Genomic DNA, 26,918 nt, shown 5'->3' on the forward strand with positions numbered 1-26,918 from the left:
TGGTGCTGTTCAGGGGGAGCCGTCGCCCCGAACCCGTGGGCCTCGCGCACCGGGCCCGCCCAATCCAGTTCCGCCCATTCCGGGACCGCCCATTCCGGGTCCGCCCATTCCGCCTCCGGGCATGCCGCCTCCCATGCCTGCGGGGCCCGTTCCGCCGCCCATGGCCCCGCCGCGTGTCCGGATCCTCGGGCCGGTCGGGGCCTGGGGCGGAGCCTGCTCGCGGTGTCCGTTGCTGCGGGGCGGAGGCAGCGTCTCGGACTTGCTGAACTGGGTGGTGTAGAGGTGGGTGTAGAGGCCGCCGGCGGCGAGGAGTTCCTCGTGGGTGCCGCGTTCGCGGACCCGGCCCTCGTCGATCACGAGGATCTGGTCGGCCTCGCGGACGGTGGAGAGCCGGTGGGCGATCACCAAGGACGTGCGGTTGCTCAGGGCCGTCTTGAGGGCGCGCTGGACGGCGGCCTCCGATTCGGAGTCCAGGTGGGCGGTGGCCTCGTCGAGCACCACGATCGCCGGTGCCTTCAACAGGAGCCGGGCCACGGCCAGTCGCTGCTTCTCGCCGCCCGAGAGCCGGAAGCCGCGGTCACCGACGACCGTGTCGAGTCCGTCGGGCAGGGAGCGGACCAGGTCCAGGATGCGGGCCTGCTCGCACGCCTCGACGAGTTCGTCCTCGGTGGCCTCGGGGCGGGCATAGGCGAGGTTCGCCCGGATGGTGTCGTGGAACAGGTACGCGTCCTGGGCGACGACTCCGACGGTGGCGCGCAGCGAGTCGAAGGTGAGGTCGCGTACGTCCTGGTCGTCGATGCGGACGGCTCCCGAGGTCACGTCGTACAGCCGGGACACCAGGTGGGTGATGGTGGTCTTGCCGGCGCCGGAGGGGCCGACGAGTGCGGTGAGGGTGCCGGGGGCGACGCTGAAGTCCAGTCCGTGCAGGACCTCCGGAACGGACAGGCCGCGTTGCTCACCGGGGGCCGGTCGCGTCTCCAAGGAGGCCAGGGAGACCTCTTCGGGGCGGGGGTAGGCGAAGGACACCTGCTCGAAGCGGATCTCGGGGGCCGAGCTGCTGCTGGGGGCCGGAAGAGCGACCGCGTACGGGCGTTCCTCGATGAGCGGTTTGATGTCGAGCAGTTCGAAGATCCGGTCGAAACTGACCAGCACGGTCAGGGCGTTGGCCTGCATGCTGGAGAGCTGGGTGATGGGGCCGAACAGCCGCCCCAGCAGGGTGGCCAGGGCCACCAGCGTGCCGAGTCCGATGACGTCGTCGAGCACGAGGCCGCCGCCGACGCCGTAGACCAGTGCGGTGGTGAGCGCGGTGAGCAGGGCCATCAGGATGAAGGCGAGACGGCTGTAGATGGTCAGCCGTACGCCGACCTCGCGTACGTTCCGCGCCTCGCCCTGGTACTTGGCCAGTTCCTCCGCCGGGCGTCCGAACAGCTTGGCGAGCATGGCGCCTTGCACGTTGAAGCGCTCGTGAATCGTGCCGCTCAGATTGGCGTGCAGTTCCATCTGCTTCCGGGAGTACGCCTGGAGCCTGCGGCCGATGTAGAGCCAGGGAAAGAAGAACAGGGGCAGCAGCACGAGTGCGATGAGACTGACGAGCCAGGAGAGATAGAACATCTCGGCGAGTACCAGCACCACGGTGAGGGCGCCGGTCGCCGACAGCAGCAAGGTGGTGAGGGCCTGTTGGGCCATGACCACATCCGTGCTGAGTCGGCTGGAGAGGGCGCCGGTCTGGGTGCGGGTGAAGAAGGCCAGCGGCATGCGCTGCACATGGCGGAACGCCTGGACCCGCAGGTCGTAGCTGACTCCCTGGCCGATACGGCCGGACAGGGCGCTCTGTGCGAGTTGGGTGACGGAGCCCACCAGGGCGAGCGCGGCGACGATCAGCGCCAGTACGACGACGACCTGGGCGTCGTCCTTCATGATCCCGCCGTCGACGATCTCCTTCAGCAGGAGCGGAGTGGTGACGATGACGAGGGAATCGACGAGGGTCACGAGAATGAGGGCGAGCACCGTTTTGCGATGCGGCCCCACAAAAGCGAGTACCCGGCGCGATGTTCCCGGCCTGATCTTGGAGGGCTCCGAATCCTCGCCGCCCTTCATCATCACCCCACTGGGGGTCTGAGTGACCAGCATGTCGACGGGGACCTCCTGCAGTTGGGATTCGGGGATGCGGTGGCCGCGAATGGGGGGATGGTTCTCGACCTCATTCCGGCCCGCGATCCGGGAGGCGACGATACCTGTCTGAATTCCGGCCAACCACGTGCTCCGGCTGAGCTTTTCCGCATGACGGACACACCATCAAACAATCGTGCACATGACAGAATTCAAGGGTGCTGCGCGCGTAGAAGCACCCGGTGCGAATGGTGTGCGCCCCGGCCGCGAAAAAGCGTCGCCCGGCCGGACGGGCATGCCGTTCCGGCGGGCGGCTTCCGTAATGCCGCCCGGCCGGAAGGCTTCCGTTTGTCGCGAGAAGGTTCAGCGGCTTCGGCGTCCAACCGCTCGCGTCACGCAGTTGGACAATCAGGTGAAGCCGCGCGAGCGTTCAGACGGGTGAACGCACGGGCATACGGGCCGGTGAACTCACACGGTCGGACAGGCCGGCGAATCCGCCCGGGAAGTCGGTGCGTCATCGCCCTGGGCAACGTTCTTCTCCACCCGGGCGGCGACCTCTTCCCAGATATGCGCGCACTCGCGGGCCAGATGCGCCACGGTTCCGCTCCAGTACGGCGGCACGGTGTCGACTATTCCCTCCCACTCGGCCGGCGGGAGCATGTGCACGCTGAGCAGCCGCAGCAATTGACGCCCTGTCTCATTGAGTCGGAGAGCGGGGTCCGCCTTGAGCCGGTTCACCGCCGAGAGCCCTTCCGTGAAGGCGGGCCCGGCAACCGCGTCATGCCGGGTCTCCTCATGGCCCGGCTGCGGCACCACCTTCAGCATCTCCTCACGCGGACGGGGCCGGACCCCTCGGGGCCGCGGAGGGAGCAGCGGCTCCTCCCCCCGGCTGAGGCGATTGCGCACGTCCCGCGCGGTCTCCGGGGAGATGCCGGCGGCCCGGGCGATCTGGCGCAGCGAGAGATTCGGGTTCTCGGTGATCAGCTGTCCGGCCCGCCTGCGCCCCTCGGCGATGTCGACGGGCCGGACCCGCCCGTCCCGTCCGATCCGCGCGAAGCTCTCGCCGGGCGTGCCGACCGGCGCCGAACGGCGCACGTCGGCGACCGTGCCCGGGGCGATGCCCGTCACGGAGGCGATCTTCCGGTCCGACCACTGCGGATGCGTGGCGATGATCCGCACCGCCGCCCGTTTGCGGTCCGGGAGAGACAGCGGCAGCCCGTGCCGCACATTGGACTCGACGGCGAGCACGAAGGCATCCGCCTCCGTGCCGTCGTAGAACGTCACCGCGATGGTGCTGTGGCCGCGCAACTGGGCGGCACGCAGTCGGTGCAGCCCGTCGATCACCCGCATCGAGTCGCGGTGCACGATTATCGGCGGCAATGGAGTATCTAATTCCGCGAGTGCCGCAACGTGATCCGGATCCTCCCCCGCGTTTCTCGGTGAACCTTCCGCCGATAATGCTCGGATGTCAACGTCGACAATCCTGTCATCGGTACTCCCCCGTCGCACCCACATCTCCGTTCGCTCGATCAACGCCTTCCCCACGCGTCGCAATCTCGCGCGACGCCCTCCGGCACACACCGATTCCGCTGACACGAGTCGATCCGTCGCCACTGATGACAAGAGGCCGGGCGACGTTGGTCGACATCACGCGCTCATATCGTGGAGATCGGGTCCACGGTGCCGGCGCTGTACGGCTGCGCCACCACTGCGTCGAGGCAGTCAGGTCCCGAGTCACTACGGTTCGTAGACCTGTGGAGTCCGCTCTGGCGAGGAGCCGAACTATGACGCGCTCGCTTTTCGAACGAGACTCCAGGCGAACAAGAGTCCTTTTTCCTGGCGCGTTCACTCTAACAGCAGCGCACAGTCCAGAAGTCGGACCGCAGCGCGCCATCCAGCACTTGAGACGGCCCGCCAATTTCCCCGAACACGCGGATGCGGGGCGAACCGAAGCCGGAATGGAACATTCTCCCTTACCTACCGGCTATCCCTCGCCCATTCAACCACCGTCCGACCGCTCGGTCGGGCAAGTGCACAACTCGGCACGATAAAAGCGGCGGCCGTCGCAACGGGCGCCGAAGACCCCGGAAGCGGATTTCCTCTCCCTCCCGTGGGGCCGCCGATTGCCGAGCTCGCAACCCGGCGACCGATCAAATCCGTTTCGCGCGGGGTCTGGGCAGTCCTGACTTCACCGCCGGCGCCCGATGCTCTCACCGAGGGGGTTTCAGCGAAGTAACAGCCGCTCGGCCTGCGCCGTCGCGGGCACGTCGCACAGGGCGGGTTGCAGGGAGGTAACGGCAGGCGTTCCGGCGCGGTAACCATGGACGCGCTCTACTGAGCACGGATCGCGACCACCCCCACTCCGACCCGGGAGGCTCCATGGGCAACGCAACCAGTCTCTGCGCCACTTGCGGCGTCGAGTTCGTCCCGACAGCCCGTCGCCGGGGCCGCCCCGACTCACGGTTCTGCACCGCCACCTGCCGCGCCCTGTGGGAGCGGGCCGACAAGACGCGGACCGTCTCCGAGACTTCCACCGACGACGGAGACACCGGTCGGCCGACGCCGCTGCCGCCGCTCGGAACCGAGGCGTCCTGCCCCCACTGCGGCCACCACCTCACGATCGTCAACTTCGTGCTGCCGAGCCTGGATTCGGCCGCGGATACGGACGCGGCCGACGACGGCGACGTACGGAACCGCTACTCCGCGGGGTGAGCGGCACCGGCCCCGCTTTCCTCCCACCGCACGTGCAGGGAGGGAGGCTTGCGGAAGACCAGACCGCACGCAGCGGTGGGACGGTCGGGGTCGAGACGCAGGGCGGGGAGGCGTTCGAGCAGACGCTGCAGGGCGATGCGGGCCTCCAGGCGGGCCAGGTGTGCGGCGAGGCAGTAGTGCGGGCCCTGTGCGAAGGCGAGTTGCAGACGTGCGTTCTCGCGGCGGACGTCGAATCGGTCGGGGTCGGGGAACACGGCCGGGTCGCGGTTGGCTCCCGCGAGGGAGACGGTGACCAGTTCCCCCTGCCGGATCGTGGCCGGTCCGAGCTCCGTGTCCCGTGTGGCGTAGCGGTCCACGACCGCGGCGCCGGGTTCGAGGCGCAGCGACTCCTCGATCGCGCCGTCCAGCAGGTCGGCGTCCGCTCGGACCAGGGCCAACTGGGAAGGGTGTCGCAGGAGGTGCAGCAGCGCGTTGGTGATCATCGCCTCGGTGGTCTCGATGCCGCCGAACATCAGGACAGCGGCGTTCGAGGCCACTTCGGGCGGCGCCAGCCGACCGGCGGCCGAACCGAGAAGCGACGACGCGCCCCGGGAGGCGATGGTGTCCTCCACCGCGGCCCGTAGCTGCGCGTAGGCGGCACCACCGGCAGGCCCGGCCGCGCGTCCGGCGGTGAGGTCCGAGACCGACCGCACGATCGCGTCGTACCAGCGCAGCACCGTGTCCGCGGTGGTGCCCACCAGCCCGAGCGCCTCGGTCACGACGGCGACCGCGAGCGGACCGGCGAAGGTGCGCCGCAGATCGGCGGCGCCCGCCGGTTCCAGTGCGGTGATGAGCCGATCGACCTCACGCTCGATGAACGAGGCGAATCCGTCGCGTACCGCCCTGGGCCGGAAGGGCGCGGCGAAGGGCTCACGGTGACGGGTGTGCTCCTCGCCGTCCAGGGACAGCATGCTCGGCCCCACGACCTGCGCGGTGGAGAACCGGGGGTCGTCGACGGTGAAGGTCGCGGCGTCGCGCATCACGCTCAGCGCGAGGTCGCGACGGGTCACCAGCCAGCCGTCCAGCTCGGGCAGCCAGGAGACGGGCTCCCGCGCGCGCAGCTCCGCCAGTCGCGGGTGCGGATCCCGGGTGAGCTCGGCGAGCGTGGTCGCCGCTCCGACCGGGAAAGAGCCGACCGTCCTCATCGCACACCTCGGCCGTGGCCTGGGAAACCGTTCATGGTCAAGGTTAACGGGACGACCGGACCTGCCGACGGCGGCTTGTCCCGGGCGACGCCGGGCACCGCGGATCCGGCAAGTCCCGGATGAGAGGGCCCGGTTACACGACGTTAACGCCCGTGACTCGGACGCGAGACCGCTCCACCTCACCATCGCAATACCTGTCGCCCGACAGGTAACCCTCGCCCGGAGGTGCGGTGATGAACCGATCTGAGCTCACCCCTGCGTCACATCCCGTCGATGGCGTCGGGACCGGACCCGTTCCCGTCGGTTACCACCAGGAACTGCGGCGCGGGATGGGCGGCTTCGCGTCATTCGCCGCCGGGTTCTCCTTCGTGTCGATCCTCACCACCGTCTTCCAGCTCTTCGGCCTCGGCTTCGGCCTCGGCGGGGCGGCGTTCTTCTGGACCTGGCCGCTGGTCTTCGCGGGCCAGCTGCTGGTCGCCCTCTGCTTCGCCGAAATGGCGGCGCGCTGGCCCATCTCCGGGGCGATCTACCAGTGGTCGAGCCGACTGGCGGGCACCACGGTGGGCTGGTTCACCGGCTGGATCATGATCATTGGTCAGATCCTCACCGTCGCGGCGGCCGCGATCGCCGCGCAGGCGGTGCTGCCGGGCATCTGGTCCGGATTCCAGCTCGTCGGTGGCCCGCACGCGGATCCGTCGGTCGCCTCCCCGAGCGGCGCCCAGAACGCGGTCCTCCTGGGCTGCGTCCTGTTGGTGATCACCACCGTCGTGAACATCCTCGGCATCCGTCAGATGGCCGCCGCCACCAGCGTCGGCGTGACGATCGAGATCGTCGGGGTGATCGCCCTGGTGCTGGTGCTCTTCTTCCTGCCGGAGCGAGGCCCGCAGGTGGTGCTCCACAACACCGGTTGGGCCGCGGAGGGCGGCTATCTCGGGGCGTTCCTCGCGTCGTCGCTGATGGCGGCGTACGTCATGGTCGGCTTCGACTCGGCGGGCGAGCTCGCGGAGGAGACGCACAGCCCGCGCCGGACCACTCCGCGGACCATCCTGCGGGCGCTGGTCATCTCGGGCGTCGGCGGAGCACTGCTGATCCTGTCGGGGCTGTTGGCCGCCAGGAGCCTCACCGACGGCAACCTGGCCGCCGGCGGCCTTTCCTGGGTGCTCACCGACCGGCTCGGCGACGTCCTGGGCCGACTGCTGCTGTGCTGCGTGGCGGTCGCGGTGTTCGCCTGCACGCTCGCCGTGCAGACCTCCGGCGCCCGCATGATCTACTCCATGGCGCGCGAGGGAGCCCTGCCCTTCCACCGCTCCCTCGCGAAGGTCTCGGCCCGCACCGGCACACCGATCACCACCTCGATCGTGGTGGGCGTGGGCGCGGCGATCGCGCTCCTCGTGAACGTCCGTCAGTCGGCGATCTTCACCGCCCTCTCCAGTCTGTGCATCGCCATGCTCTACCTCGCCTACCTGGGCGTGACACTCCCGTTGCTGGTCGCCCGGATCCGGCACCGGGGCACCGACCGGCTCCCGGACGGCGTCGACGAGACGGGCCGGCCGCTGTTCTCACTGGGCCGCTGGGGAACGCTCGTCAACACGCTCGCCGTGCTCTTCCAGATCGGCATGGCGGTCAACCTGCTGTGGCCGCGAGCGGAGATCTACGACCTCACCGAGGGCACCTGGTGGCTGCAGTGGAGCGCGCTGCTCTTCATCGGGCTCAGCCTCGCCGTCGGCGCCGCCTACTTCCTCGCCCGCCGGCTGCACCACCACATCGAACTGCGGCACGTCCCCCACACACACCTCGAACCGCCCACCGAGGCCGTTCCCGAGCCCGCCTGACGCCATCACCGCACACCCGGCCACGCACTACCGGACGCACCGAAGAAGGGACGACGGCACACCCATGACGAGGACCGAAGGGCCGACGGCCACCCCGCACGACCGGCGCCCCACCGCGGACCCCGGCGCGCAGCAGGCCACCGAGAACACCCCCGGCGGCGTGCGTGACCTGCACCTGACCGACAGCGTCCGCAACGCCCGCGACGACGCCCGTGCCCAGGGCGGACAGGCGGGCGAGTGGATGCCGTACCTGCCCGCCTCCGCCACCCCCCACTGCCCGCCGGGCGTGGACCCGGCCGCGCTGGTGTGGGCGGAGACGGTGGCGCCCGGCGGCTACACCCACAAGGTCCTCGCCCGCGGCAGCCGCTTGCGCTTCGACGACCCGACCGGTGACGCCTGCGCCCATCTGCTGCTCTTCAACGCCCTTGAACCGGTCGAGCGGCTCAACGTCGCGGACACCCAGAAGATCCCCTGGCAGGCCTACTTGGGCGTGAACCACCCTCTGTTGTCGGGCGACGGCAGGATCTTGGCCGTCGTCACCGGCGACTCCTCCGGTCGGCACGACGCCTTCTGCGGCACCACCACCGACGCCTGGAACGAGCGCAAGTACGGGGACGCCCGCCCGGAGGGACCGTCGCCGTCCGGCCGAGCCCTTTTCCTCAAGGCGGCCGCCAGACACGGCCTGGGCCGGCGCGATCTGCCGCCCGGGGTGTCCTTCTTCCAGGGGGTGCGCGTCGAGGCCGACGGTGCCCTCGCGTGGCAGGGCGGCGCGGGACGGGGCACGCATGTCGAACTCGTCGCGGAAATGCCCCTCCTGGTGCTGGTCGCCAACGTCGCGCACCCGCTGGACCCGCGCCCCGACTACATCGTCGGACCCCTGCGGGTGCACGCCTGGCGCGGCCCCGCGACAGGTCCCGGCGAGGAGCGGTTCACCACGACGCCCGAGCTGCACCGGGCGTACCTCAACACCGTCGACTACTGCGAAGCCCGGGGGCTGTGACATGACGACCAGTCGGACCGAGAGCACCGCGAGCGCAGGAAGCACCGTGAGCGCCGCGAGCGCAGGAAGCACCGTGAGCGCCGCGAGCACGGGAAACATCCTGCGCACCTACCCCACCGCCTCGGGCGGCACCGTCGCCTCCACCGTTCCGGTCGGTGCCGTGCACGCCGAAGGTTCGCCCCTTGACTGGGGGGCGAGCCTGGTCGGGGGCGCCGTGGTCCTGGACGAGAAGGTGGCGCCCAACGCGCCCTGGTCGGCGGTGGTGCCCGAGGGTCACGTCCTGACGATCGTCGACGTGGGCGGCAACCAGTCCGCCGACTGTCTCCTCTACAACGCGGACGACCCCCAGGAGCGCTACAGCGTCCCCGACACCCTGGCCTGGCAGGGCAACGCCTATGTGCGTACCGGCACCGTCCTGCGCAGCAATGAGGGCCGCCCGCTGATGACCGTCGTCGCCAACGAGATCGACCGCCAGGACACCATCGGCGGTGCCTGCGGCAAGGAGTCCAACACCCTGCGCTACGGCCACCACGTGATGTTCCATCACGGCTGCCGCGAGAACTTCCTCGCCGAGGCTTCCCGGCGCGGGCTCGGGGTGCGGGACCTCGTCTCCAACCTCAACTGGTTCATGAACGTGCCCGTCGAGGCGGACGGCGCGCTGGGCATCGTCGACGGCATGTCGGCGCCCGGCCGGCGGGTCGCGGTGCGCGCCGAGCGGGACGTCCTGGTGATGGTGTCCAACTGCCCGCAGATGAACAACCCGTGCAACGACTTCAACCCGACCCCGCTGCGGATGATCGTCGTGGACCCCCGCACCCCGGAGATCTCCGCGAGCCCTCTCGACGCGAGCCGGGAACCCGCCGCGGCACAGGGCACGCACACCTCGGAGGACGCCGCGTGACCCGCCCCGTCGGCGTACTCGTCGCCAATCGCGGGGAGATAGCCCGCCGCGTCATCCGCACGGCCCGGAGGATGGGCCTGGCGACCGTCGCCGTGTTCTCCGACGCCGACCGCGCCGCCCCGCACGTCCGCGAGGCCGACCACGCCGTCCGGCTCGGTCCGGCGCCCGCCCGCGACTCGTATCTGCGCGGCGACGCGATCGTGGCGGCCGCGCTCGAACACGGCGCGGGCATCATCCACCCCGGCTACGGTTTCCTGTCCGAGAACGCCGCCTTCGCCCGCGCCGTCGAGGACGCCGGCCTGCGGTTCGCGGGCCCTACCCCCGACCAGATCACCGCTTTCGGCGAGAAGCACACCGCCCGTGCCCTGGCCGCGTCGGCCGGGGTGCCGCTGCTGGCCGGGACCGAACTGCTGGCGGGCGCCGAAGAGGCCGTCACCGCTGCCGAGTCGATCGGGCTGCCCGTGATGGTCAAGGCCACCGGAGGCGGCGGCGGCATCGGGATGCAGGCCTGCGCCACCACCGAGGAGGTGCGCGACGCCTTCGCCCGCGTCGCCGCGCTCGCGGAGTCCCACTTCGGATCGGCGGGAGTGTTCCTGGAGCGCCTGGTGCGCCCGGCCCGGCACGTCGAGGTACAGGTCTTCGGCGACGGCACCGGCCGGATCGCCGTCATCGGAGACCGTGACTGCTCGTTGCAGCGCCGCAACCAGAAGGTGGTCGAGGAGGCCCCGGCCCCGGCCCTGCCCGGCCACGTCCGTGCCCTGCTGCACGACTCCTCCCGCCGGCTGCTCTCCTCGGTCGGCTACCGCGGCGCGGGAACCGTGGAGTTCGTCTACGACCCGGTGCGCGAGGAAGCCGCCTTCCTGGAGGTCAACACCCGGCTCCAGGTCGAACACCCGGTCACCGAGGAGGCGTACGGCGTCGATCTCGTCGCGCTCATGCTCGCGCTGGCCCGTGACGGCCGGAGCGACGACGCCGTGTTCGAGCGGGAGTGGACGCCGTTGGGACATGCCGTGCAGGCCCGGGTCTACGCGGAGGACCCCGGCAAGGACTCGCTGCCGTCGTCGGGCCTGATCACCCGGGCGGTCTTCCCCGGCCAGGATGCGGACGCGCTACCGGGTGTGCGCGTCGACGGTTTCGCCGAGACCGGCCTGGACGTCTCGCCGTACTACGACCCCATGCTCGCCAAGGTCATCGCGCACGGCGCCGACCGCGACACCGCCTTCGACGTCCTCGGAGCGGCCCTGGACGCCAGCCGGATCGACGGCATCGTCACCAATCTGGGCCTGCTGCGCTCGCTGACCGTGCGCGACGAGGTACGCGAGGCCGTGCACAGCACCAGCACTCTCGCCACCACCGCCGACCCCGAGGCCCGTATCGACGTCCTGGTGCCGGGAGCGATGACCACAGTCCAGGACCTGCCCGGCCGGCTCGGCTACTGGCACGTCGGCGTGCCGCCGAGCGGGCCCTTCGACCGGGTCTCCTTCGCCGAGGCCAACCTGGCCGTCGGCAATCCGGCCGAGGCCCCCGCTCTCGAAGTCACCGCCGGCGGCGTCACCCTGCGCTTCTCCGAGTCCACCGTGGTCGCCGTCACCGGCGCCCCCGTCGCCGTCACCGTGGACGCAAGCGCGGCGGACCTGTGGGAACCGGTGCCGGTGCCGGCCGGTGCCACCCTGCGCCTCGGTGCCGCGCAAGGGCCGGGCCTGCGCACCTATGTGGCCGTCCGGGGCGGCATCGATGTGCCCGCCTACCTGGGCAGCGCTTCCACGTTCACGCTCGGTGGCTTCGGCGGGCACGGCGGCCGGGCGCTGCTCGCCGGAGACGTGCTGCGGCCCGGGACGGCGGACATGGCCACCGCGGGGGGACCGACGCCGCCCGAGCGCCGTCCCGCGATCACCTCGCACTGGCGGATCGGGGTCACCGAAGGACCGCACGCGGCACCGGAGTTCTTCACCCGCGAGGACATCGACACCCTCTACGCCACCGACTACAAGGTGCACCACAACTCCGCCCGCACCGGTGTGCGCCTGATCGGACCCAGACCGCGCTGGGCACGCCAGGACGGCGGCGAGGCCGGACTGCACCCCTCCAACATCCACGACACGCCGTACGCGGTGGGCGCTCTGGACTTCACCGGCGACACTCCGATCGTCCTCGGCCCCGACGGGCCGTCCCTCGGCGGGTTCGTCTGTCCCGCGGTGGTCGCGGGCGGCGACCTGTGGAAGCTCGGCCAGCTCCGCCCCGGCGACAGCGTCCGGTTCGTACCCGTCAAGGAGGCCGAGGCAGGCGCCCTCGACGCCCGCCGTGCCTCACCCGCGCTGATCAGCTCGGGCGGCGACGGCGACGACGGCGTACTGGACCGCATGGAGGCCACCGCTGCCCGCCCCTCGGTCACCTACCGCCGGGACGGCCACGACAACGTCCTCGTCGAGTACGGCCCCATGGCACTCGACCTCGGCCTGCGGATGCGCGTGCACGCCCTGCAGGAGACCCTCGCCGCGCACGCCCCCGACGGCATCGTCGACGTCACCCCCGGCATCCGTTCCCTTCAGATCCACACCGACGCCCGCCGCCTCGAGGCCCGCGACCTCACCGCCCTGCTGCGCGAACTGGAGGACGAGGTCCCGCCCACCAGCGAGCTGGAGGTGCCCTCCCGTACCGTGCGGCTGCCGCTCAGCTGGGACGACCCGGCCACCCGCCTCGCCATCGAGCGGTACATGGCCGGGGTGCGCGACGACGCCCCGTGGTGCCCGTGGAACATCGAGTTCATCCGCCGGATCAACGGCCTGGACAGCGCCGACGACGTCTACCGCACGGTCTTCGACGCCTCGTACCTGGTGCTCGGCCTCGGTGACGTCTACCTCGGCGCCCCCGTGGCGACCCCGCTGGACCCACGGCACCGCCTGGTGACCACCAAGTACAACCCGGCCCGCACCTGGACCGCGGAGAACTCCGTCGGCATCGGCGGTGCCTACCTGTGCGTCTACGGCATGGAGGGCCCCGGCGGCTACCAGTTCGTCGGCCGCACCGTGCAGATCTGGAACCGGTTCCGCAGGGGCGGCCTGTTCCAGGACTCCCCCTGGGCGCTGCGCTTCTTCGACCGCATCGAGTGGTACCCCGTCACCGCGGAGGAACTGCTGGAACTGCGCGCCGAGACCGATGCCGGCCGAGGTCTCTTCGACACGCGGGAAGGTACTTTCTCGATCGCCGACCACAGCGCGTTCCTGGCCGCGAACGCCGACTCGATCGCCGCCTTTCGGCAGCGGCAGAACGCCGCGTTCGAGGCGGAGAAGGAACGCTGGCGGGCAGCCGGGGAGTTCGACCGCGACGACGACCCCGAGCCCCCGGCCGCCGACGCCGTTGTCGTGCCGGACGGCGCGGTCCCGGTCACCGCGCCCTTCACCGCCACCGTCTGGCAGACCGTCGCGCAGCCGGGCACCACCGTCGCCGAAGGCGACCCGATCCTCTCTCTGGAGGCGATGAAGATGGAGTCCAAAGTGAGCGCCCCCGCCACCGGAACGCTCCTGGAGATCTACGTGAAGCCCGGTGAACAGGTCGCCCCGGGTCAGGTCCTCGCGGCGGTGCGGGTATGAGCGCCATGACCCCGGCCGAGCGTGTCGAGGCCGCCTACGACCGCATCGAGTCCGCCGGCCGGCCCGAGATCTGGATCCACCTCAGGCCCCGCGACGAGGTGCTCGGCGAAGCCGCCCGGATCGATCCGGCACGTCCGCTGGCCGGTCTGGTCGCAGCCGTCAAGGACAACATCGACGTGGCCGGGCTGCCCACGACCGCCGGCGCGCCGTCGTACACATACTGGCCCGACGCCGACGCGCCCGCGGTGGCACGGCTGCGCGCGGCCGGCGCGCTGGTGCTCGGCAAGACCAACCTGGATCAGTTCGCCACCGGCCTGGTCGGCACCCGCAGCCCCCACGGTGCGGTGCGCAACGCCTGGGACCCGGCCCGGATCTCCGGCGGTTCGTCGTCCGGCTCCGCCGTGGCGGTGGCGCTGGGCATCGCCGACATCGCGCTGGGCACCGACACGGCCGGCTCCGGGCGCGTGCCCGCGGCCCTCAACGGCATCGTCGGGGTCAAACCCACCAAGGGCCTGGTGCCCGTGACGGGTGTGGTCCCGGCCTGCTACACCCTCGACTGTGTGACCGTCTTCGCCCGCGACCTGCGACTCGCCCGCACGGCCGCCGAGATCGTCGAGGGCCCCGACCCCGCCGACCCGCTCTCCCGCACCGACGCCGGACTGCCGGCACCGTCCGCGCGTCCCAGGGTCGCCGTCCCGGCCGAGGAGAACCTGCGGGGCATGGCCGTCGGCTGGCGCGAGGCCTTCGCCACCGCGGTCGCCCGCATGGCGAGCACCGGAGTGGAGATCGTCGAGGCCGATGTGACCCCGCTGTTGGAGGCCGCGCAACTGCTGTACGACGGCGCGTTCGTGGCCGAGCGGTACGCCGCGGTGGGCGAGCACCTGGACAAGCACCGGGAACTGATCGGTACGGACCTCGACCCCACCGTCGCCTCCATCATCCTCGCCGGCCGGGAGAAGACCGCCGCCGAATGGGCCACCGACACCGCCCGGCTCGCCGCTCTCGGCGCCGCCGCCCGCACCGCTCTCGACGGCTGCGCGGCGCTTCTCACGCCGACGACCACCTGGCATCCCACCCTCGACGAGGTGGCCGCGGACCCGGTCGCGACCAACGCCCGCATGGGACGCTTCACCAACTTCGCCAATCTGCTGGACTACGCCTCGCTGGCCGTCCCCGCCGGCTTCGTGGCGGGCCTGCCGTTCGGCGTGATGTTCACCGGCCCGGCCTTCTCCGACCGCGCCCTGGCGGCCCTGGCCGAGCGGTTCGCCGCTCCCGGGATCGACCTGTTCGTAGTCGGCGCCCACCTCACCGGGCAGCCCCTCAACGTCCAACTGGTGCAGGCGGGCGGCACGTTCGTGGGCCCGGCACGCACCGCGGCCCACTACCGGCTGCACGCCCTGGCCACCCGGCCGCCCAAGCCTGGCCTCGTACGGATCGCCGACAGCGACCCGAACGCCGGTGGCGGGGCGGGGATCGAGGGCGAGATCTGGCGGCTGCCGGCAGCGGGGTTCGGGACACTGACCGCCGCCGTTCCCACGCCGATGACCATCGGCACGGTCGAACTGGCCGACGGACGGCGGATCAGCGGGTTCCTGGTCGAGCCGTACGGCGTCGAGAACGCCCCCGACATCACCCGCTTCGGAGGCTGGCGGGCCTATCTGGCATCCTCCTGACCGGCTGCGGAACCGGTGCGCCCCCCATGTCCACAGCGAGGGGGCGCCGCCGGCGGAGTGGCAGGATGGGGCCATGAAGACCACGCGGCCGCGCCAAGGAAGACCCCGGCACACGCCGCCGTCCGATCCGAACGCCTCCGGTCGCGAACAGATCCTGGACGCCGCCGCCTCGCTCTTCGTCGCACACGGGATCGCCGCCACCAGCACCAGGATGATCGCCGAGCGGGTGGGCATCCGACAGGCCTCGCTCTACTACCACTTCGCCACCAAGGACGACATCCTCGCCGAGCTCCTCGCCACCTCGGTCCGGCCGAGCCTGGAGATGGTCGACCGCGTCCAGGCGTGCGTGCCGGAGCAGGCCGGTGCGGCCGCGGCGCTCTACGCGGTGGCCGCGACAGACGTCCGCACCCTGTCGAGCACCCCGCACAACATCGGCACGCTGTATCTGCTGCCGGAGGTGCTGACCGATCGGTTCGACGCCTTCCGCGCCGACCGGAGCCGGCTGCAGCAGAGTTACGGGGCTCTGGGCGCTGCGGCGGCGACCCAGGGCGTGACCGCGGGCATTCCGCCGGAGCGGCTCGGGGAACTGCTGATCCAGCTGGTGGAGGTCGTCATCCAGATACGGCGCACCCGTGCTCCCGAGCCGGCCGACACGGATGTCATCGCGTCGTCGTGTCTACGGCTGTGCGGGCTCGACGAGCGGACGGTGGCCGCCGCCAGGGACGACGCGTACGCCCTGCTGAACCGCCTGGGCGGTGGGCTGCCGCCCGGCCAGGAGTAGGCGTACCGCCGGAGGCGCCGTCGTCCCCTCCGGGATGCGGCTGCGGCTGCGGCACCGGAGATTGGAGACATCGGCCTCTGTCGCAGCGGAAGGAGGTCGGCGTGCAGGCTCGTACGAGCGGAGCCGGTCCGCGTCCGGCGTCCCGCGCCGGGAAGCCAGGCGCCCCTCGCGCGGGCGGTCGGTCCCCATGACGTCCCGCCCGGACCCGCCGGCGCCCGGCCGGCAGGCTCCGCGTCCGATGTCCGAGGAGGCGTTCCGGTCGCTGTACCGGCAGCTGCGTGACCAGGCGCGAACCGGCGCGGAGCACAGCCGCGGCGCTCTGGTCCATCTGACCCCCGAGCGGGTGTCGGCAGCCACCGCCGGCGTGCGGTACGGCCGCAGCGTCTCCCTGGCCGCGCCCATCGAGGCGCACCCCGGGCCGGACAACCCGCATCCGGCGACGCACCGGATGACGGGCCCCTCCCGCCGGGACACCGAAGCCGCCGGGCTGCACTTCGCCCTGGACCGTTTCGCCATGAACGTCCACGGTGACGCGGACAGCCACCTCGACGCGCTGTGCCACGTGCTGTTCGACGGCGAGCTCTACGGAGGCGTTCCGGCCGGCACCGTGACTCCGGACGGTGCCACCGCGCTCACGCTCGACCTGCTGCACGACGGAATCGTCGGCCGTGGTGTGCTCCTGGACATCGCACGGCTGCGCGAAGTGCCCTGGCTGGAGCCCGGCGACGAGGTGACGGCCGACGACCTCAGGGCGGCCGAGGCCGCGCAAGGGGTCCTGACCGGGCCGGGAGACCTGCTGTTCGTGCGCGTCGGGCACCGGCGCAGGCGGCGGGAGCTCGGCGCGTGGGACGCGGCGCGGGCCCGGGCGGGACTGCATCCGACGGCGATGGAGCTGCTGGCCGAGCGGCAGGTCGCTGTGCTGGGCTCGGACGGCAACAACGACATCGCTCCGAGCCCGGTGGCGGGGATCGCGTTTCCCGTGCACGTGCTGGCGATGCAGGCCATGGGGGTGCATCTGCTGGACTACCTGGACTTCGAAGAGCTGGCCCCGGCGTGCGCGGAGCTGGACCGCTGGCACTTCCTGAGCGTGGTCGCGCCGCTGCGGTTGCCCGCGGCCACCGGCTGCCCGGTGAATCCGATCGCCGTGCTCTGAGCTGGCCGTCCCGGGCACGGGTCGTCCCCAGGTGCCGAGCCGCCGAAGGGCGTATACGTTCGAAGGGACGGAGCAGGCGTGACTGGTCCCCCAGGGGAGGACGCGGGACCGCTGACCCGAGGACGGTGGTCGCTGTGGGCGACACCCCCCACTACGACGTCATCATCATCGGCACCGGTGCCGGCGGTGGCACTCTCGCCCACCGGCTGGCTCCCTCCGGGAAACGGGTCCTCATCCTCGAACGTGGGGACTACCTCCCACGAGAGCGGGACAACTGGGATTCCACCTCGGTCTTCGTCAAAGGCAAGTACCGGGCCCCGGAGTTCTGGTTCGACCAGCAGGGCCGGGAGTTCCCGCCCGAGGTCAACTACTACGTCGGCGGCAACACCAAGTTCTACGGGGCGGCCCTGTTCCGGCTCAGGCCCGAGGACTTCGGCGAACTGCGCCATCACGACGGACTCTCGCCCGCCTGGCCGATCGGCTACGACGACCTGGAGCCGTACTACACCCAGGCGGAACACCTCTACCTGGTGCACGGGCGGCATGGCGAGGACCCCTGGGAGGGCCCGGCCGGCGAGCAGTACGCGTACCCGCCGGTCGCACACGAGCCCCGTATCCAGCAGCTCAGCGACGACCTGGAGAAGCAGGGCCTGCACCCCTTCCATCTGCCCATCGGCGTCAACCTGACCCAGGACGAAGCCGGCCGGGCGACCCATGCAAGCGTGTGCATCCGCTGCGACCGGGTCGACGGCTTCCCGTGTCTCGTGCGCGCCAAGTCCGACGCCCAGGTGATCTGCGTCGACCCGGCCCTGCGGCACCCCAACGTCGAGATGATCACCAACGCCCACGTGGTGCGGCTGGCGACCGACCCGACGGGGCGCAGGGTCGACACGGTCGTCGCCCGGCTCGCGAGCGGCGAGGAGGCCCGGTTCAGCGCCGACATCGTGGTCGTCGCGTGCGGGGCCGTCAACTCGGCCGCGCTGCTGCTGGCTTCGGCGAACGACCACCATCCCCAGGGCCTGGCCAACGGCTCCGACGTGGTCGGCCGGCACTACATGCGGCACAACAACCTCGCGCTGATGGCGGTGTCGAAGGAACCCAATGACACCAAGTTCCAGAAGACGCTCGCCCTGCACGACTGGTACCTGGGCGCGGACGACTGGGACTATCCGCTCGGGGGCATCCAGATGCTCGGCAAGTCGGACGCCGAGCAGATCCACGGCGAGGCCCCGCGCTGGGCCGGAGCCGTGGCCCCGGACATGCCCTTCGCGGTGCTGGCCCATCACGCCGTCGACTTCTGGCTGTGCGGAGAGGACCTCCCCCTCCCCGGCAACCGCGTCACCCTGGACGGTGACGGCCGCATCCACCTCGCCCTCGACGAGAACAACAACATCGCCGGACTCAAGCGCCTGCGGCACAGACTCCAGCACATGCTCGGCCATCTGGGCATGCACGAGCACCATCTGCTGGACCACAGCATCTACCTGCACAAGGGCATGCCGATCGGTGCCACGGCACACCAGGCCGGCACCGTCCGCTTCGGCGACGACCCGGCAAGCTCGGCCCTGGACGTCAACTGCCGGGCGCACGAGGTGGACAACCTCTACGTCGTGGACACGAGCTTCTTCCCGAGCATCGGCGCGGTCAACCCGTCGCTCACGGCCATCGCCAACGCCCTGCGTGTGGGCGACCATCTGCTGGAACGGCTGAGCTGACGCCCGACCCACCTCTGTCCGGGCGAACCTCGTCGGCCAGGCGGCCCAACACCGGCCCGCCGTCCACGAGGTCCCCCGCACCCGGTGATTGTGTGACGCGCGAACTCGGGGCGGGCCGCGGCCTGCCCCGACAGGGCCGTGCAGTCGAGGAGGCAGTCGATCGTGAGTTCCGCCGAGGGCCGGTCCCAGAAGGTGATTCCCTCCCAGCTGCTGCGGGGGCAGAAGGCACTGGTGACCGGAGCCAACTCCGGAATCGGCAAGGCCACCGCCATCGGTCTGGGCAGAGCCGGAGCGGACGTGGTCGTCAACTACGTGACCGGCCGCGACGAAGCCGAGAAGGTGGCCGAGGAGATCAGCTCGTTCGGCGTGCGGGCGGCGGCGTACGAGGCGGACGTGTCCGAAGAGGGCCAGGTCGTGGCCATGATGGAGTGGATGATCGCGGAGTTCGGGACGATCGACATCCTCGTCGCGAACGCCGGGCTCCAGCGGGACGCTCTGCTCGCCGACATGACCCTCGCCCAGTGGCAGAAGGTACTGGACGTCAATCTCACCGGGCAGTTCCTGTGCGCCCGGGAGGCGACCAAGGAGTTCCTGCGGCGCGGGGTCGTACCCGAGGTGTCACGGTCCGCGGGCAAGATCATCTGCATGAGCTCGGTCCACCAGCTCATCCCGTGGACGGGTCACGTCAACTACGCGGCCTCCAAGGGCGGCGTGCAGATGCTGATGCAGACCCTGGCGCAGGAACTCGCCCCGAAGCGGATCCGGGTGAACGGGATCGCCCCCGGGGCCATCAAGACGCCCATCAACCGCAGCGCCTGGGAGACCCCCGAGGCCGAGCGGGATCTTCTGCGGCTGATTCCCTACGGGCGCGTCGGTGACGCCGAGGACATCGCGTACGCGGCCGTCAGCCTCGCCTCCGACCTCATGGACTACGTCGTGGGAACCACCCTCTACGTGGACGGCGGCATGACCCTCTTCCCCGGATTCGCCACCGGCGGCTGACCGCACTCGTCCGCGTCGTCGTCGGCTCTCGGGGAGACACATATGCACAGCGCGATGCATCTGCTGGCGGACGCGCCGCCGCAGATGCTGCCGGCCAGGTCGCTCATGGCCTTCACCCTCGCCTCGCACATCATCCTGGTGCCGTTGGGTGTTGCGCTGCCGCTGATCACGCTCATCATGCACGGGTACGGGCTGCGCAAGGGCGACGCGACCGCCCTGTTGCTGGCACGGCGCTGGTCGGCCGTGATGGCGGTCCAGTTCGCGATCGGCGTCGTCACCGGCACGGTCCTGTCCTTCGAGTTCGGGCTGCTGTGGCCCGGCCTGATGGGCCGCTGGGGCGATGTCTTCGGGATCGGCTTCGGGGTCGAGGCGTGGGCCTTCTTCCTGGAGGCCGTGCTCATCGCCATCTACCTGTACGGCTGGCGGCGTCTGAAGCCGCGTACCCATTTCCTGCTCGGGCTTCCGCTGCCCGCGGCGGCCCTGCTCGGGGCGTTCGGCATCCTGGCCGCCAACTCCTGGATGAACACGCCGCGGGGCTTCACGCTCGACGCCGAGGGCAACCCGACGGACGTGAACATCTGGAAGGCGATCTTCACGCCGATGTTCGGGCCGCAGTACTGGCACTTCGTCGTGGCCATGCTGGTGACCGCCGGCTACGTCGTGGCCGGTGTCTACGCCACCGGGTGGCTGCGCGGACGCCGGGACCGCTACCACCGCCTCGGCTTCACCGTCCCGTTCACCGTCGCCGCGGTGTGCACGCCCGTCCAGTTCATGCTGGGCGACTCGATCGCCCGGCAGGTCTTCCACAAGCAGCCGATCAAGTTCGCCGCGATGGAGATCGTCTGGGAGACCGACACCCACGTGCCGGAGTACCTGTTCGGCCGGCTGCACCCGGACGGCACCATCTCCGGCGGGATCAAGATTCCGCAGTTCGACTCGATCCTGGCGGGATTCAGCCCCGACACCAAGGTGACCGGCCTGACGTCGGTGCCCGCCGACCAGCGTCCGAACGCCACGCAGGCCACCATCGCCCACTGGGCCTTCGACGCCATGGTGGGCATCGGCTCCCTGCTGGTGCTGCTCGCCCTGTGGTACGCCCTGGTCTGGTGGCGCCGCCGCAGGCTGCCCGAGTCGACGTGGTTCTACCGCGCCGCCGCCTGCGCGGGCGTCGCCTCCGTGGTCGCCGTCGAATGCGGCTGGATCACCACTGAGGTGGGCCGCCAGCCGTGGATCGTCTACGAGAACATGCGGGTCGCCGAAGCGGTGACGGCCACCCATTCCACCGGACTGTGGATCACCTTCAGCGTGGTGATCGTGGTGTACGTGTTCGTCTTCGGCTCGTTCCTCGCCGTGCTGCTCAAGATGCGCACCCGCTGGCGCCGCGCCGACGAACAGCAGGCGGCCGGCCGGCCGGTGGAGGGCCCGGAGGCGGACACCCCCTATGGCCCCCGCCCCGCCGTCCCCGTCGGGGACTCCCGCCCGTCCGGCACCGGACCGACCGAAGGCAGTGGATCGTGATGGCCGATGTCATCGCCGTCGTGCTGCTGCTCGCGGTGGCCGCCTACAGCTGCGGCGGCGGCACCGACTACGGGGCCGGGTTCTGGGATCTGACGGCGGGGGGAGCCAAGCGCGGCGAGCGGCCCCGCCGGCTGATCGACCATGCGATGGCCCCCGTCTGGGAGGTCAACAACGTCTGGCTGATCTTCGTGCTGGTCATCATGTGGACCGGCTTCCCGGTGATGTTCCAGACGGTGTTCTCCGCCATGTGGCTGCCCCTGGCCCTGGCGGCCGTGGGCATGGTCCTGCGGGGCGCCGGCTTCGCCCTGCGCAAGCCCAGCCGCCGGCTCGCCGGGCGACGCCTGTACGGGGCCGTGTTCGCCGTCTCGTCGCTGCTGACCCCGTTCTTCTTCGGTGCGGCGGCCGGCGGCGTCGCCTCCGGCCGGGTGGCCCCGGGCACACCCGCGGCGGCCGACGCCTGGTCCAACCCCACGTCCCTGCTCTTCGGCCTGCTCGCCATCGCCACGACGGCGCTGCTGGGGGCCGTGTTCCTGGCGGCCGACGCCCGGCGCTTCGAGGCTCCGGACCTCGACGGCTACTTCCGCAGGCGCGGCCTCGGGGCGCTCGCCGCCGTCGCCGTACTCGCGGTGATCACCCTGTTCGTCACCCATGACGACGCCCCGCATGTCTGGCACGGTCTGACCCACGGCGTGGGCCTGGTCTTCGTGGTCCTGGCGGCGGTGGCCACACTCGCGACCGGCGGGCTGCTGCTGACGGCCTCCGGCTCCTGGTCGCGGGTGACGGCCGTCGCGGTCGTCGCCTCGGCCGTGATCGCCTGGGGCATGGCCCAGCGCCCGTACCTCATTCCCACCTCCCTGACCATCGCCGAGGGGGCGGGCGCCCCCGGCACGCTGCGCTGGCTCGGTGTCGTCACTCTGGTGGCCGTGCTGCTCGTCCTCCCGGCCGTCGTGCTCCTGTACTGGCTGGACACGCACGGCGAACTCGAGTCCCTCACCGACGCCGACCTGCGGCGAGGCGGCGCCGGGGACCGGGGCTGACCCCCGCCGCCGCACCACCGCGTTCGACAGGAACGGGACCGCCGTGAGCGAAGAGCAGATCCTGCTGGGCATCGGACTGACCGTGGTGCTGGCGGTCGGCTCCCAGATCCTGGCGAGCCGGCTGCACGTCCCCTCACTGGTCGTGCTGCTGCCCGTCGGCTTCACCGCCGGAGCGCTCACCGACGTCATCCACCCCGACCGGCTGGTACCCGACTTCACGCCCCTCGTCTCGCTGGCGGTGGCCGTCATCCTCTACGACGCCGGGCTGGGGCTCGATCTGCGGCATCTGCTGGGCGAGACCCGGCGCGTGGTGGCCCGGCTGATCGTGCTGGGGGTCTTCATCACCTGGGGGGCCTGTCTGGGGCTGGTCACCGCGTTGTTCGACGTGTCCCTGACGGTGGCGTTGATGGTCGGCGTGATCCTGGTGGTGTCCGGCCCGACCGTGGTCGGTCCCCTGCTCGACCATGTCGGACCGACCGACCGGGTGCGCAGGATCCTGATCTGGGAAGGCTCGCTGATCGATCCCCTCGGTGGCATCCTCGGCGCGGTCGTCTTCCACGTCATCGTCCGATCCCAGGAGAGTCGAGGATTCCGGTTCGGGACCTTCACCGGCAGCATGGCCGTGGGCCTGGCCGGCGGTGCGATCGGCGTCGCGCTGCTGTGGTTCGCGCTGCGCAGGCTGCGACTCGGCGAGACGCTGGGTACGCTCGCGCAGTTGGCCACCGTCGTCGCGGTGTCCGCGGGATGCGACATGGTGTTCGACGACACCGGGCTCATCGCGGCGATCGTCATCGGGATGGCGTTGGCGAACCTCCCCGGGTTCGACATGCCGGCCCGCCGGCCCTTCTTCGAAACCGTCGTCGAACTGGTCATCGGCCTGCTGTTCATCTCCATCTCCGCCACGGTCGCGCCCAAGGCCGTCACACCCGTCCTGCTTCCCTCGCTGGCCCTCGTGGGGGCGCTCGTCCTGGTCGTGAGGCCACTGGTCGCCGCCTGCGCGGCGGCGCGGACGGACGTCGCGCCCGGGGAGCGGCGTTTCATCGGCTGGATGGCGCCCCGGGGGATCGTCGCCGCCTCCACCGCCTCCACGTTCTCCGCCACGCTCGTCGACAAGGGACTGCGCGGCGCCGACAAGATCCTGCCGATCACCTTCCTCGTGATCGTCGGGACGGTTCTGGTGTACGCGCTGACCGCCAGACCGGTGGCCGCCCGGCTCGGCGTCGTCCGGCCGACGCGGACCCGGCCCCTGCTGGTGGGCGGCGCACCCTGGTCGGTCGACATCGCGCGTTCGCTGAGGACGGCGGGACTGGACGTGGTGATGTGGGCCGGACTCCCGCGGGAACGGGACCGGATCACCGAGGCGGGGTTCGAGCTCGCCCCGGGGGAACTCCTCGCCACGGTGACCGACCCCGAGGCCGAACTGGAGGGCATCACAGCGGTGCTCCTGCTCACCGACAACGACGACTTCAACGCCCTCGCCTCGGTGATCGTGCAGGACAGGGTCGAAGGACCGGTCTACCGCATCGGCCCGCCGCCCGACCGCAAGGGCGTCGTGGCCCCGTACACCGGGGGCGGTGTCCTGTTCGGCCCCGGCCTCGTCCGGGACACCCTGGCCGCCCGGCACGGGCGCGGGGCCCGCTTTCTCGTGCGGCCCGCCTCCGACCCGGTGCCTCCGGGACACACGACGCTCTTCCTGGTGCGTGCCGACGGCCGGCTCGAACCGGTCACCGAGGCGCAGGAGGTCACACCGGCCGAGGGCGACCGGCTCGTGCTGCTCGGACCGGTACCGCACGACGGCACGGAGAACTCCACGGGCGCACGCGTCCTGGGCTGACTACCGTCGCCGGTTCAGAGCCGCGTCCAGGGTGATGGCGGCGTCGATGAGCGCCAGATGGGTGAACGCCTGTGGGAAGTTGCCGAGTTGACGGCCCGTCAGGGCGATCTCCTCGGAGTACAGGCCGAGGTGGTTGGCGTACCCGAGCATCTTCTCCAGCACGAGCCTGGCCTGGTCGGTCCGCCCCGCGCGGGCCAGCGCGTCGACGTACATGAAGGTGCACAGCGAGAAGGTGCCCTCCGAACCGCGCAACCCGTCGGGCGAGGCCTCGGGGTTGTACCGGTAGACCAGGCTGTCGGTGACCAGCTCCTGTTCCATGGCGTTCAGCGTCGAGGCCCACATCGGGTCGTCGGGGGTGATGAAGCCGACCGTCGGCATGCGGAGCAGGGAGGAGTCGAGCACATCGCCGCCGTAGTGCTGGACGAAGGCCCCACGGGCGTCGTTCCATCCCTTGGCCATGACCTGCTCGTAGATGGCGTCCCGCACGCCGCTCCAGCGTTCGGCCGGGGCAGGGCGCCCGGTGCCTTCCGCGAGGCGCAGCGCACGGTCGAACGCGACCCAGGACATCACCCGGCCGTACGTGAAGTGCTCACGGCCGCCGCGGGTCTCCCACAGGCCCTCGCCGGCCTGGTCCCAGTGGTCCGCCAGCCAGTCCAGGACCGTGATCAGCCCGGTCCACCCCTGGTGGCCCGGGTGGATGCCGTGCCGTTGCGCGAAGAAGATGCTGTCCATCGCCTCGCCGTAGATGTCCAGCTGGAGTTGCGTGGCCGCCCCGTTGCCGATGCGCACGGGAGCCGATCGCTCGTAGCCCTCCCAGTGCTCCAGGATCTCCTCCGTCAGGTCGGAGGAGCCGTCGACCGTGTACATGATGTTCAGCGGGCCGGTGCCTCCTTCGCCGCCTGCCCGTTCCTTGATCCGTTCGCCGAGCCAGGCGATGAACGCCTTCGCCTCCTGCGTGAATCCCATGCCCAGCAAGGCGTACACGGAGAAGGAGGCATCCCTGATCCAGGTGAACCGGTAGTCCCAGTTGCGTTCGCCGCCCAGTTGTTCGGGCAGGCCCGCCGTGGGAGCGGCGACCACCGCGCCGGTGGGGGCGTAGGTCATGAGCTTGAGCGTGACCGCGGAGCGTTCCACTGCCTCCCGCCAGCGACCCGAGTAGCGCGACTGGTTCAGCCACGAACGCCAGAACCGGATGGTGTCGTCGAAGACCTGCTGGTACTCGGTGAGCCCGATCTCCCTCGGTGGTCCGTCGGCGGCGGACTCCAGCATCAGCCCGCGCTGCTGGCCCGCCTGCAGGCTCAGCGAGAGGTGCAGGTCACGGTCTCCGACGAGTGAGTTCAGCAGTCGCTCGTCGTCCGGTTCCCGGATCGAGTGCACGGTCAGTCGCAGGTCGTCCGAGGCGAACACCGCTCCGTGCTCGGTGACGTGCAGTTCGTGCGGCTTGCGTCCGTAGTCGAACCGTGGCGCGATGTCGATCTCGAACGTCATGCTGCCGCGCACGCAGCGGACCATCCGGACCAGCCGGTGGCAGGCGGTGGCCGTCGTTCCGGTCACCGGCATGAAGTCGACCACCTCGCCCGCGCCCGCCTCCGTCATGAACCGGGTCACCAGGATCGCCGTGTCGGGAAGGTACAACTGCTTGGTCGCGTACATCTCATGAGCCGGCCGGACCGTGCAGTGACCGCCCTTGCCCTTGTCCAGCAGAGCACCGAACACGCTCGGCGAGTCGAAGCGGGGACAGCAGAGCCAGTCGACCGTCCCGTCCGTGGTCACCAGCGCCGCGGTCTGGAGGTCGCCGATCAGACCGTGGTTCTCGATCAACGGGTACTCGTCCATCGGGGCGCCCCTTCCAGCATCTGTCGTCCCTCGGGTGGCGCCCCCTTGACCAGCGTAAGTCTGCCGCTAGCCCTCCGCCTCCGTGGCAGCTCGGCGACTCGCGCGCCGCCAGAGTCGTCGCTGGGTACGCAGGGTGAGGAAGCCGACGATCACGAGGACCGACACGTTCATGAGGAGCTGGAGCAGCGATCCCCGGGCCTCGGACCAGTCGGTGAAGGCGACGGAGACGGCGATGTCCGAGGCGGCCGGAATCGTGGTCACGGAGATGAAGACGCCGAGGAGGGCACTGGCGTGTGCCTCGGTGAGCGAGACGATGCCGACGATCCCGGCGAGGCAGGCCACGACCAGGGAGAAGAAGCTGGGTGTGTCGATGAGTTGGGAGACAGGGCGCACGCCGCGCCGAAACGCCTCCGACTCCAGGCCGGCGGCTCGCGCCAGCACGGCGAACGCGAACGTGACGACGATCGCCAGCAGGAAGCCGATGGTCAGCGCGCGGGCACCTTCACGCACTCTGCGACGGTTGCCGCGGTCGAGCCCGAGGGCGACTCCCGCGATCGCGTTGTACTCGGGGCCGACGACCATCGCCGCCACGATGAGGATCTGGGAGTTCGACATGATGCCGACCGAGCCGATGATCCCGGCGATGACCAGGAACAGGTAGAAGGACGGCAGGTAGGTGCCCTCCGCCCGGATGTGGGCCTCGACCGCGGCCCACAGCGGGGTGTGGACGAGTGCGCTGGGCTCGTCGGCCTCGATCTGCTCCGCACGCTTCGAGAACATCATCTCGACGTCCTCGACGGCGATCGCGCCCACCCGGTCGACCCCCAGAGCGCGCAGGCTGCCCAGCACGCCGTTGGCGGCGCCCTTCATGACGTCGCATTCGAGCGCGTCGCCGTCGGGCGTGTGCGCCGCCGAGGAAACGACCACGAGATTGAGGACATGATCGTCCGCCGTGAGCAGGCCGACGGTCCGCTCGGTCAGCTCGGACGGCACGACGATCCTGAAGTGGATCAGGTCCATGCCGGTCCCCGGCCCACGCGC

General features: G+C 70.9%; 18 protein-coding genes. 13 read left to right on the forward strand and 5 right to left on the reverse strand.

Annotated elements, in window-relative coordinates; all coding sequences use genetic code 11:
• Positions 1-9: 9 nt before the first annotated feature.
• Both ACGFW6_RS02030 and ACGFW6_RS02035 read right to left on the reverse strand, forming a co-directional pair.
• Positions 10-2,130 carry an ABC transporter ATP-binding protein gene (locus ACGFW6_RS02030; protein WP_393503511.1) on the reverse strand — a complete coding sequence of 707 codons (2,121 nt, stop codon included), beginning with the start codon at positions 2,128-2,130 and terminating at the stop codon, positions 10-12.
• Between the two features lie 447 nt (positions 2,131-2,577).
• Positions 2,578-3,489: a ParB/RepB/Spo0J family partition protein gene (locus ACGFW6_RS02035; RefSeq protein WP_393503514.1), complete on the reverse strand. Its 912-nt coding sequence runs from the start codon at positions 3,487-3,489 to the stop codon at positions 2,578-2,580.
• A 999-nt stretch (positions 3,490-4,488) separates the two neighbouring features.
• On the opposite strand from ACGFW6_RS02035, the gene ACGFW6_RS02040 reads away from it, so the two are divergent.
• Positions 4,489-4,821, forward strand: coding sequence for a hypothetical protein (locus tag ACGFW6_RS02040; RefSeq protein WP_393503516.1), 333 nt, complete (start codon positions 4,489-4,491; stop codon positions 4,819-4,821).
• Here the strand turns inward: ACGFW6_RS02040 and ACGFW6_RS02045 are convergent.
• The gene (locus ACGFW6_RS02045; RefSeq protein ID WP_393503519.1) at positions 4,806-6,005 is read right to left on the reverse strand and encodes a cytochrome P450; all 1,200 of its coding nucleotides are present in this window, start codon (positions 6,003-6,005) and stop codon (positions 4,806-4,808) included. The two genes, ACGFW6_RS02040 and ACGFW6_RS02045, sit on opposite strands and share 16 nt — an antisense overlap.
• A gap of 233 nt (positions 6,006-6,238) precedes the next feature.
• On the opposite strand from ACGFW6_RS02045, the gene ACGFW6_RS02050 reads away from it, so the two are divergent.
• The 12 genes from ACGFW6_RS02050 (at position 6,239) to ACGFW6_RS02105 (ending at position 24,041) form a co-directional block, all read left to right on the forward strand.
• Positions 6,239-7,837, forward strand: a complete 1,599-nt coding sequence (locus ACGFW6_RS02050; protein ID WP_393503522.1) for an amino acid permease — start codon at positions 6,239-6,241, stop codon at positions 7,835-7,837.
• Positions 7,838-7,901: 64 nt separating this feature from the next.
• Positions 7,902-8,837, forward strand: coding sequence for an urea amidolyase associated protein UAAP1 (locus tag ACGFW6_RS02055; protein WP_393503525.1), 936 nt, complete (start codon positions 7,902-7,904; stop codon positions 8,835-8,837).
• Between the two features lie 73 nt (positions 8,838-8,910).
• Entirely contained in the window at positions 8,911-9,738 is an 828-nt protein-coding gene (locus ACGFW6_RS02060; protein WP_393503528.1) for an urea amidolyase associated protein UAAP2, read from the forward strand.
• Positions 9,735-13,328 carry an urea carboxylase gene (uca, locus tag ACGFW6_RS02065; RefSeq protein WP_393503530.1) on the forward strand — a complete coding sequence of 1,198 codons (3,594 nt, stop codon included), beginning with the start codon at positions 9,735-9,737 and terminating at the stop codon, positions 13,326-13,328. The genes ACGFW6_RS02060 and uca overlap by 4 nt, the downstream gene beginning before the upstream one ends.
• Positions 13,329-13,333: 5 nt before the next feature.
• Positions 13,334-15,001 (forward strand): allophanate hydrolase, encoded by a 1,668-nt coding sequence (locus ACGFW6_RS02070; RefSeq protein WP_393505050.1) that lies wholly within the window; start codon positions 13,334-13,336, stop codon positions 14,999-15,001.
• A gap of 73 nt (positions 15,002-15,074) precedes the next feature.
• Positions 15,075-15,782 carry a TetR/AcrR family transcriptional regulator gene (locus ACGFW6_RS02075; RefSeq protein WP_393503533.1) on the forward strand — a complete coding sequence of 236 codons (708 nt, stop codon included), beginning with the start codon at positions 15,075-15,077 and terminating at the stop codon, positions 15,780-15,782.
• Between the two features lie 238 nt (positions 15,783-16,020).
• Complete coding sequence (locus tag ACGFW6_RS02080; RefSeq protein WP_393503536.1) at positions 16,021-16,935, forward strand: cyclase family protein; 915 nt, start codon at positions 16,021-16,023, stop codon at positions 16,933-16,935.
• 134 nt (positions 16,936-17,069) lie between these two features.
• Entirely contained in the window at positions 17,070-18,650 is a 1,581-nt protein-coding gene (locus tag ACGFW6_RS02085; RefSeq protein ID WP_393503539.1) for a GMC oxidoreductase, read from the forward strand.
• Positions 18,651-18,812: 162 nt separating this feature from the next.
• Positions 18,813-19,652, forward strand: coding sequence for an SDR family oxidoreductase (locus ACGFW6_RS02090; RefSeq protein ID WP_393503542.1), 840 nt, complete (start codon positions 18,813-18,815; stop codon positions 19,650-19,652).
• Positions 19,653-19,694: 42 nt separating this feature from the next.
• Entirely contained in the window at positions 19,695-21,170 is a 1,476-nt protein-coding gene (locus ACGFW6_RS02095; protein ID WP_393503545.1) for a cytochrome ubiquinol oxidase subunit I, read from the forward strand.
• On the forward strand, positions 21,170-22,207 hold the full coding sequence (locus tag ACGFW6_RS02100; protein ID WP_393503548.1) for a cytochrome d ubiquinol oxidase subunit II: 1,038 nt from the start codon (positions 21,170-21,172) through the stop codon (positions 22,205-22,207). The genes ACGFW6_RS02095 and ACGFW6_RS02100 overlap by 1 nt, the downstream gene beginning before the upstream one ends.
• A 43-nt stretch (positions 22,208-22,250) precedes the next feature.
• Positions 22,251-24,041 (forward strand): cation:proton antiporter, encoded by a 1,791-nt coding sequence (locus ACGFW6_RS02105; RefSeq protein WP_393503551.1) that lies wholly within the window; start codon positions 22,251-22,253, stop codon positions 24,039-24,041.
• On the opposite strand, the gene ACGFW6_RS02110 is transcribed toward ACGFW6_RS02105, so the two are convergent.
• Positions 24,042-25,877, reverse strand: a complete 1,836-nt coding sequence (locus ACGFW6_RS02110) for a glycoside hydrolase family 15 protein (RefSeq protein WP_393503553.1) — start codon at positions 25,875-25,877, stop codon at positions 24,042-24,044.
• Positions 25,878-25,943: 66 nt separating this feature from the next.
• Positions 25,944-26,897 (reverse strand): DUF389 domain-containing protein, encoded by a 954-nt coding sequence (locus ACGFW6_RS02115; RefSeq protein WP_393503556.1) that lies wholly within the window; start codon positions 26,895-26,897, stop codon positions 25,944-25,946.
• Positions 26,898-26,918 lie beyond the last annotated feature (21 nt).

The sequence above is a fragment of the Streptomyces sp. Y7 genome, assembly GCF_043195415.1.
Classification (GTDB): domain Bacteria; phylum Actinomycetota; class Actinomycetes; order Streptomycetales; family Streptomycetaceae; genus Streptomyces.

Bases quoted from the DNA above. Each gene is read 5' to 3' on its own strand.
- ACGFW6_RS02030 (WP_393503511.1), bottom strand. From the start codon at position 2,130: ATGCTGGTCACTCAGACCCCCAGTGGGGTGATGATGAAGGGCGGCGAG.
- ACGFW6_RS02040 (WP_393503516.1), top strand. From the start codon at position 4,489: ATGGGCAACGCAACCAGTCTCTGCGCCACTTGCGGCGTCGAGTTCGTC.
- ACGFW6_RS02045 (WP_393503519.1), bottom strand. From the start codon at position 6,005: ATGAGGACGGTCGGCTCTTTCCCGGTCGGAGCGGCGACCACGCTCGCC.
- ACGFW6_RS02050 (WP_393503522.1), top strand. From the start codon at position 6,239: ATGAACCGATCTGAGCTCACCCCTGCGTCACATCCCGTCGATGGCGTC.
- ACGFW6_RS02055 (WP_393503525.1), top strand. From the start codon at position 7,902: ATGACGAGGACCGAAGGGCCGACGGCCACCCCGCACGACCGGCGCCCC.
- ACGFW6_RS02070 (WP_393505050.1), top strand. From the start codon at position 13,334: ATGACCCCGGCCGAGCGTGTCGAGGCCGCCTACGACCGCATCGAGTCC.
- ACGFW6_RS02075 (WP_393503533.1), top strand. From the start codon at position 15,075: ATGAAGACCACGCGGCCGCGCCAAGGAAGACCCCGGCACACGCCGCCG.
- ACGFW6_RS02080 (WP_393503536.1), top strand. From the start codon at position 16,021: ATGTCCGAGGAGGCGTTCCGGTCGCTGTACCGGCAGCTGCGTGACCAG.
- ACGFW6_RS02095 (WP_393503545.1), top strand. From the start codon at position 19,695: ATGCACAGCGCGATGCATCTGCTGGCGGACGCGCCGCCGCAGATGCTG.
- ACGFW6_RS02100 (WP_393503548.1), top strand. From the start codon at position 21,170: ATGGCCGATGTCATCGCCGTCGTGCTGCTGCTCGCGGTGGCCGCCTAC.
- ACGFW6_RS02110 (WP_393503553.1), bottom strand. From the start codon at position 25,877: ATGGACGAGTACCCGTTGATCGAGAACCACGGTCTGATCGGCGACCTC.
- ACGFW6_RS02115 (WP_393503556.1), bottom strand. From the start codon at position 26,897: ATGGACCTGATCCACTTCAGGATCGTCGTGCCGTCCGAGCTGACCGAG.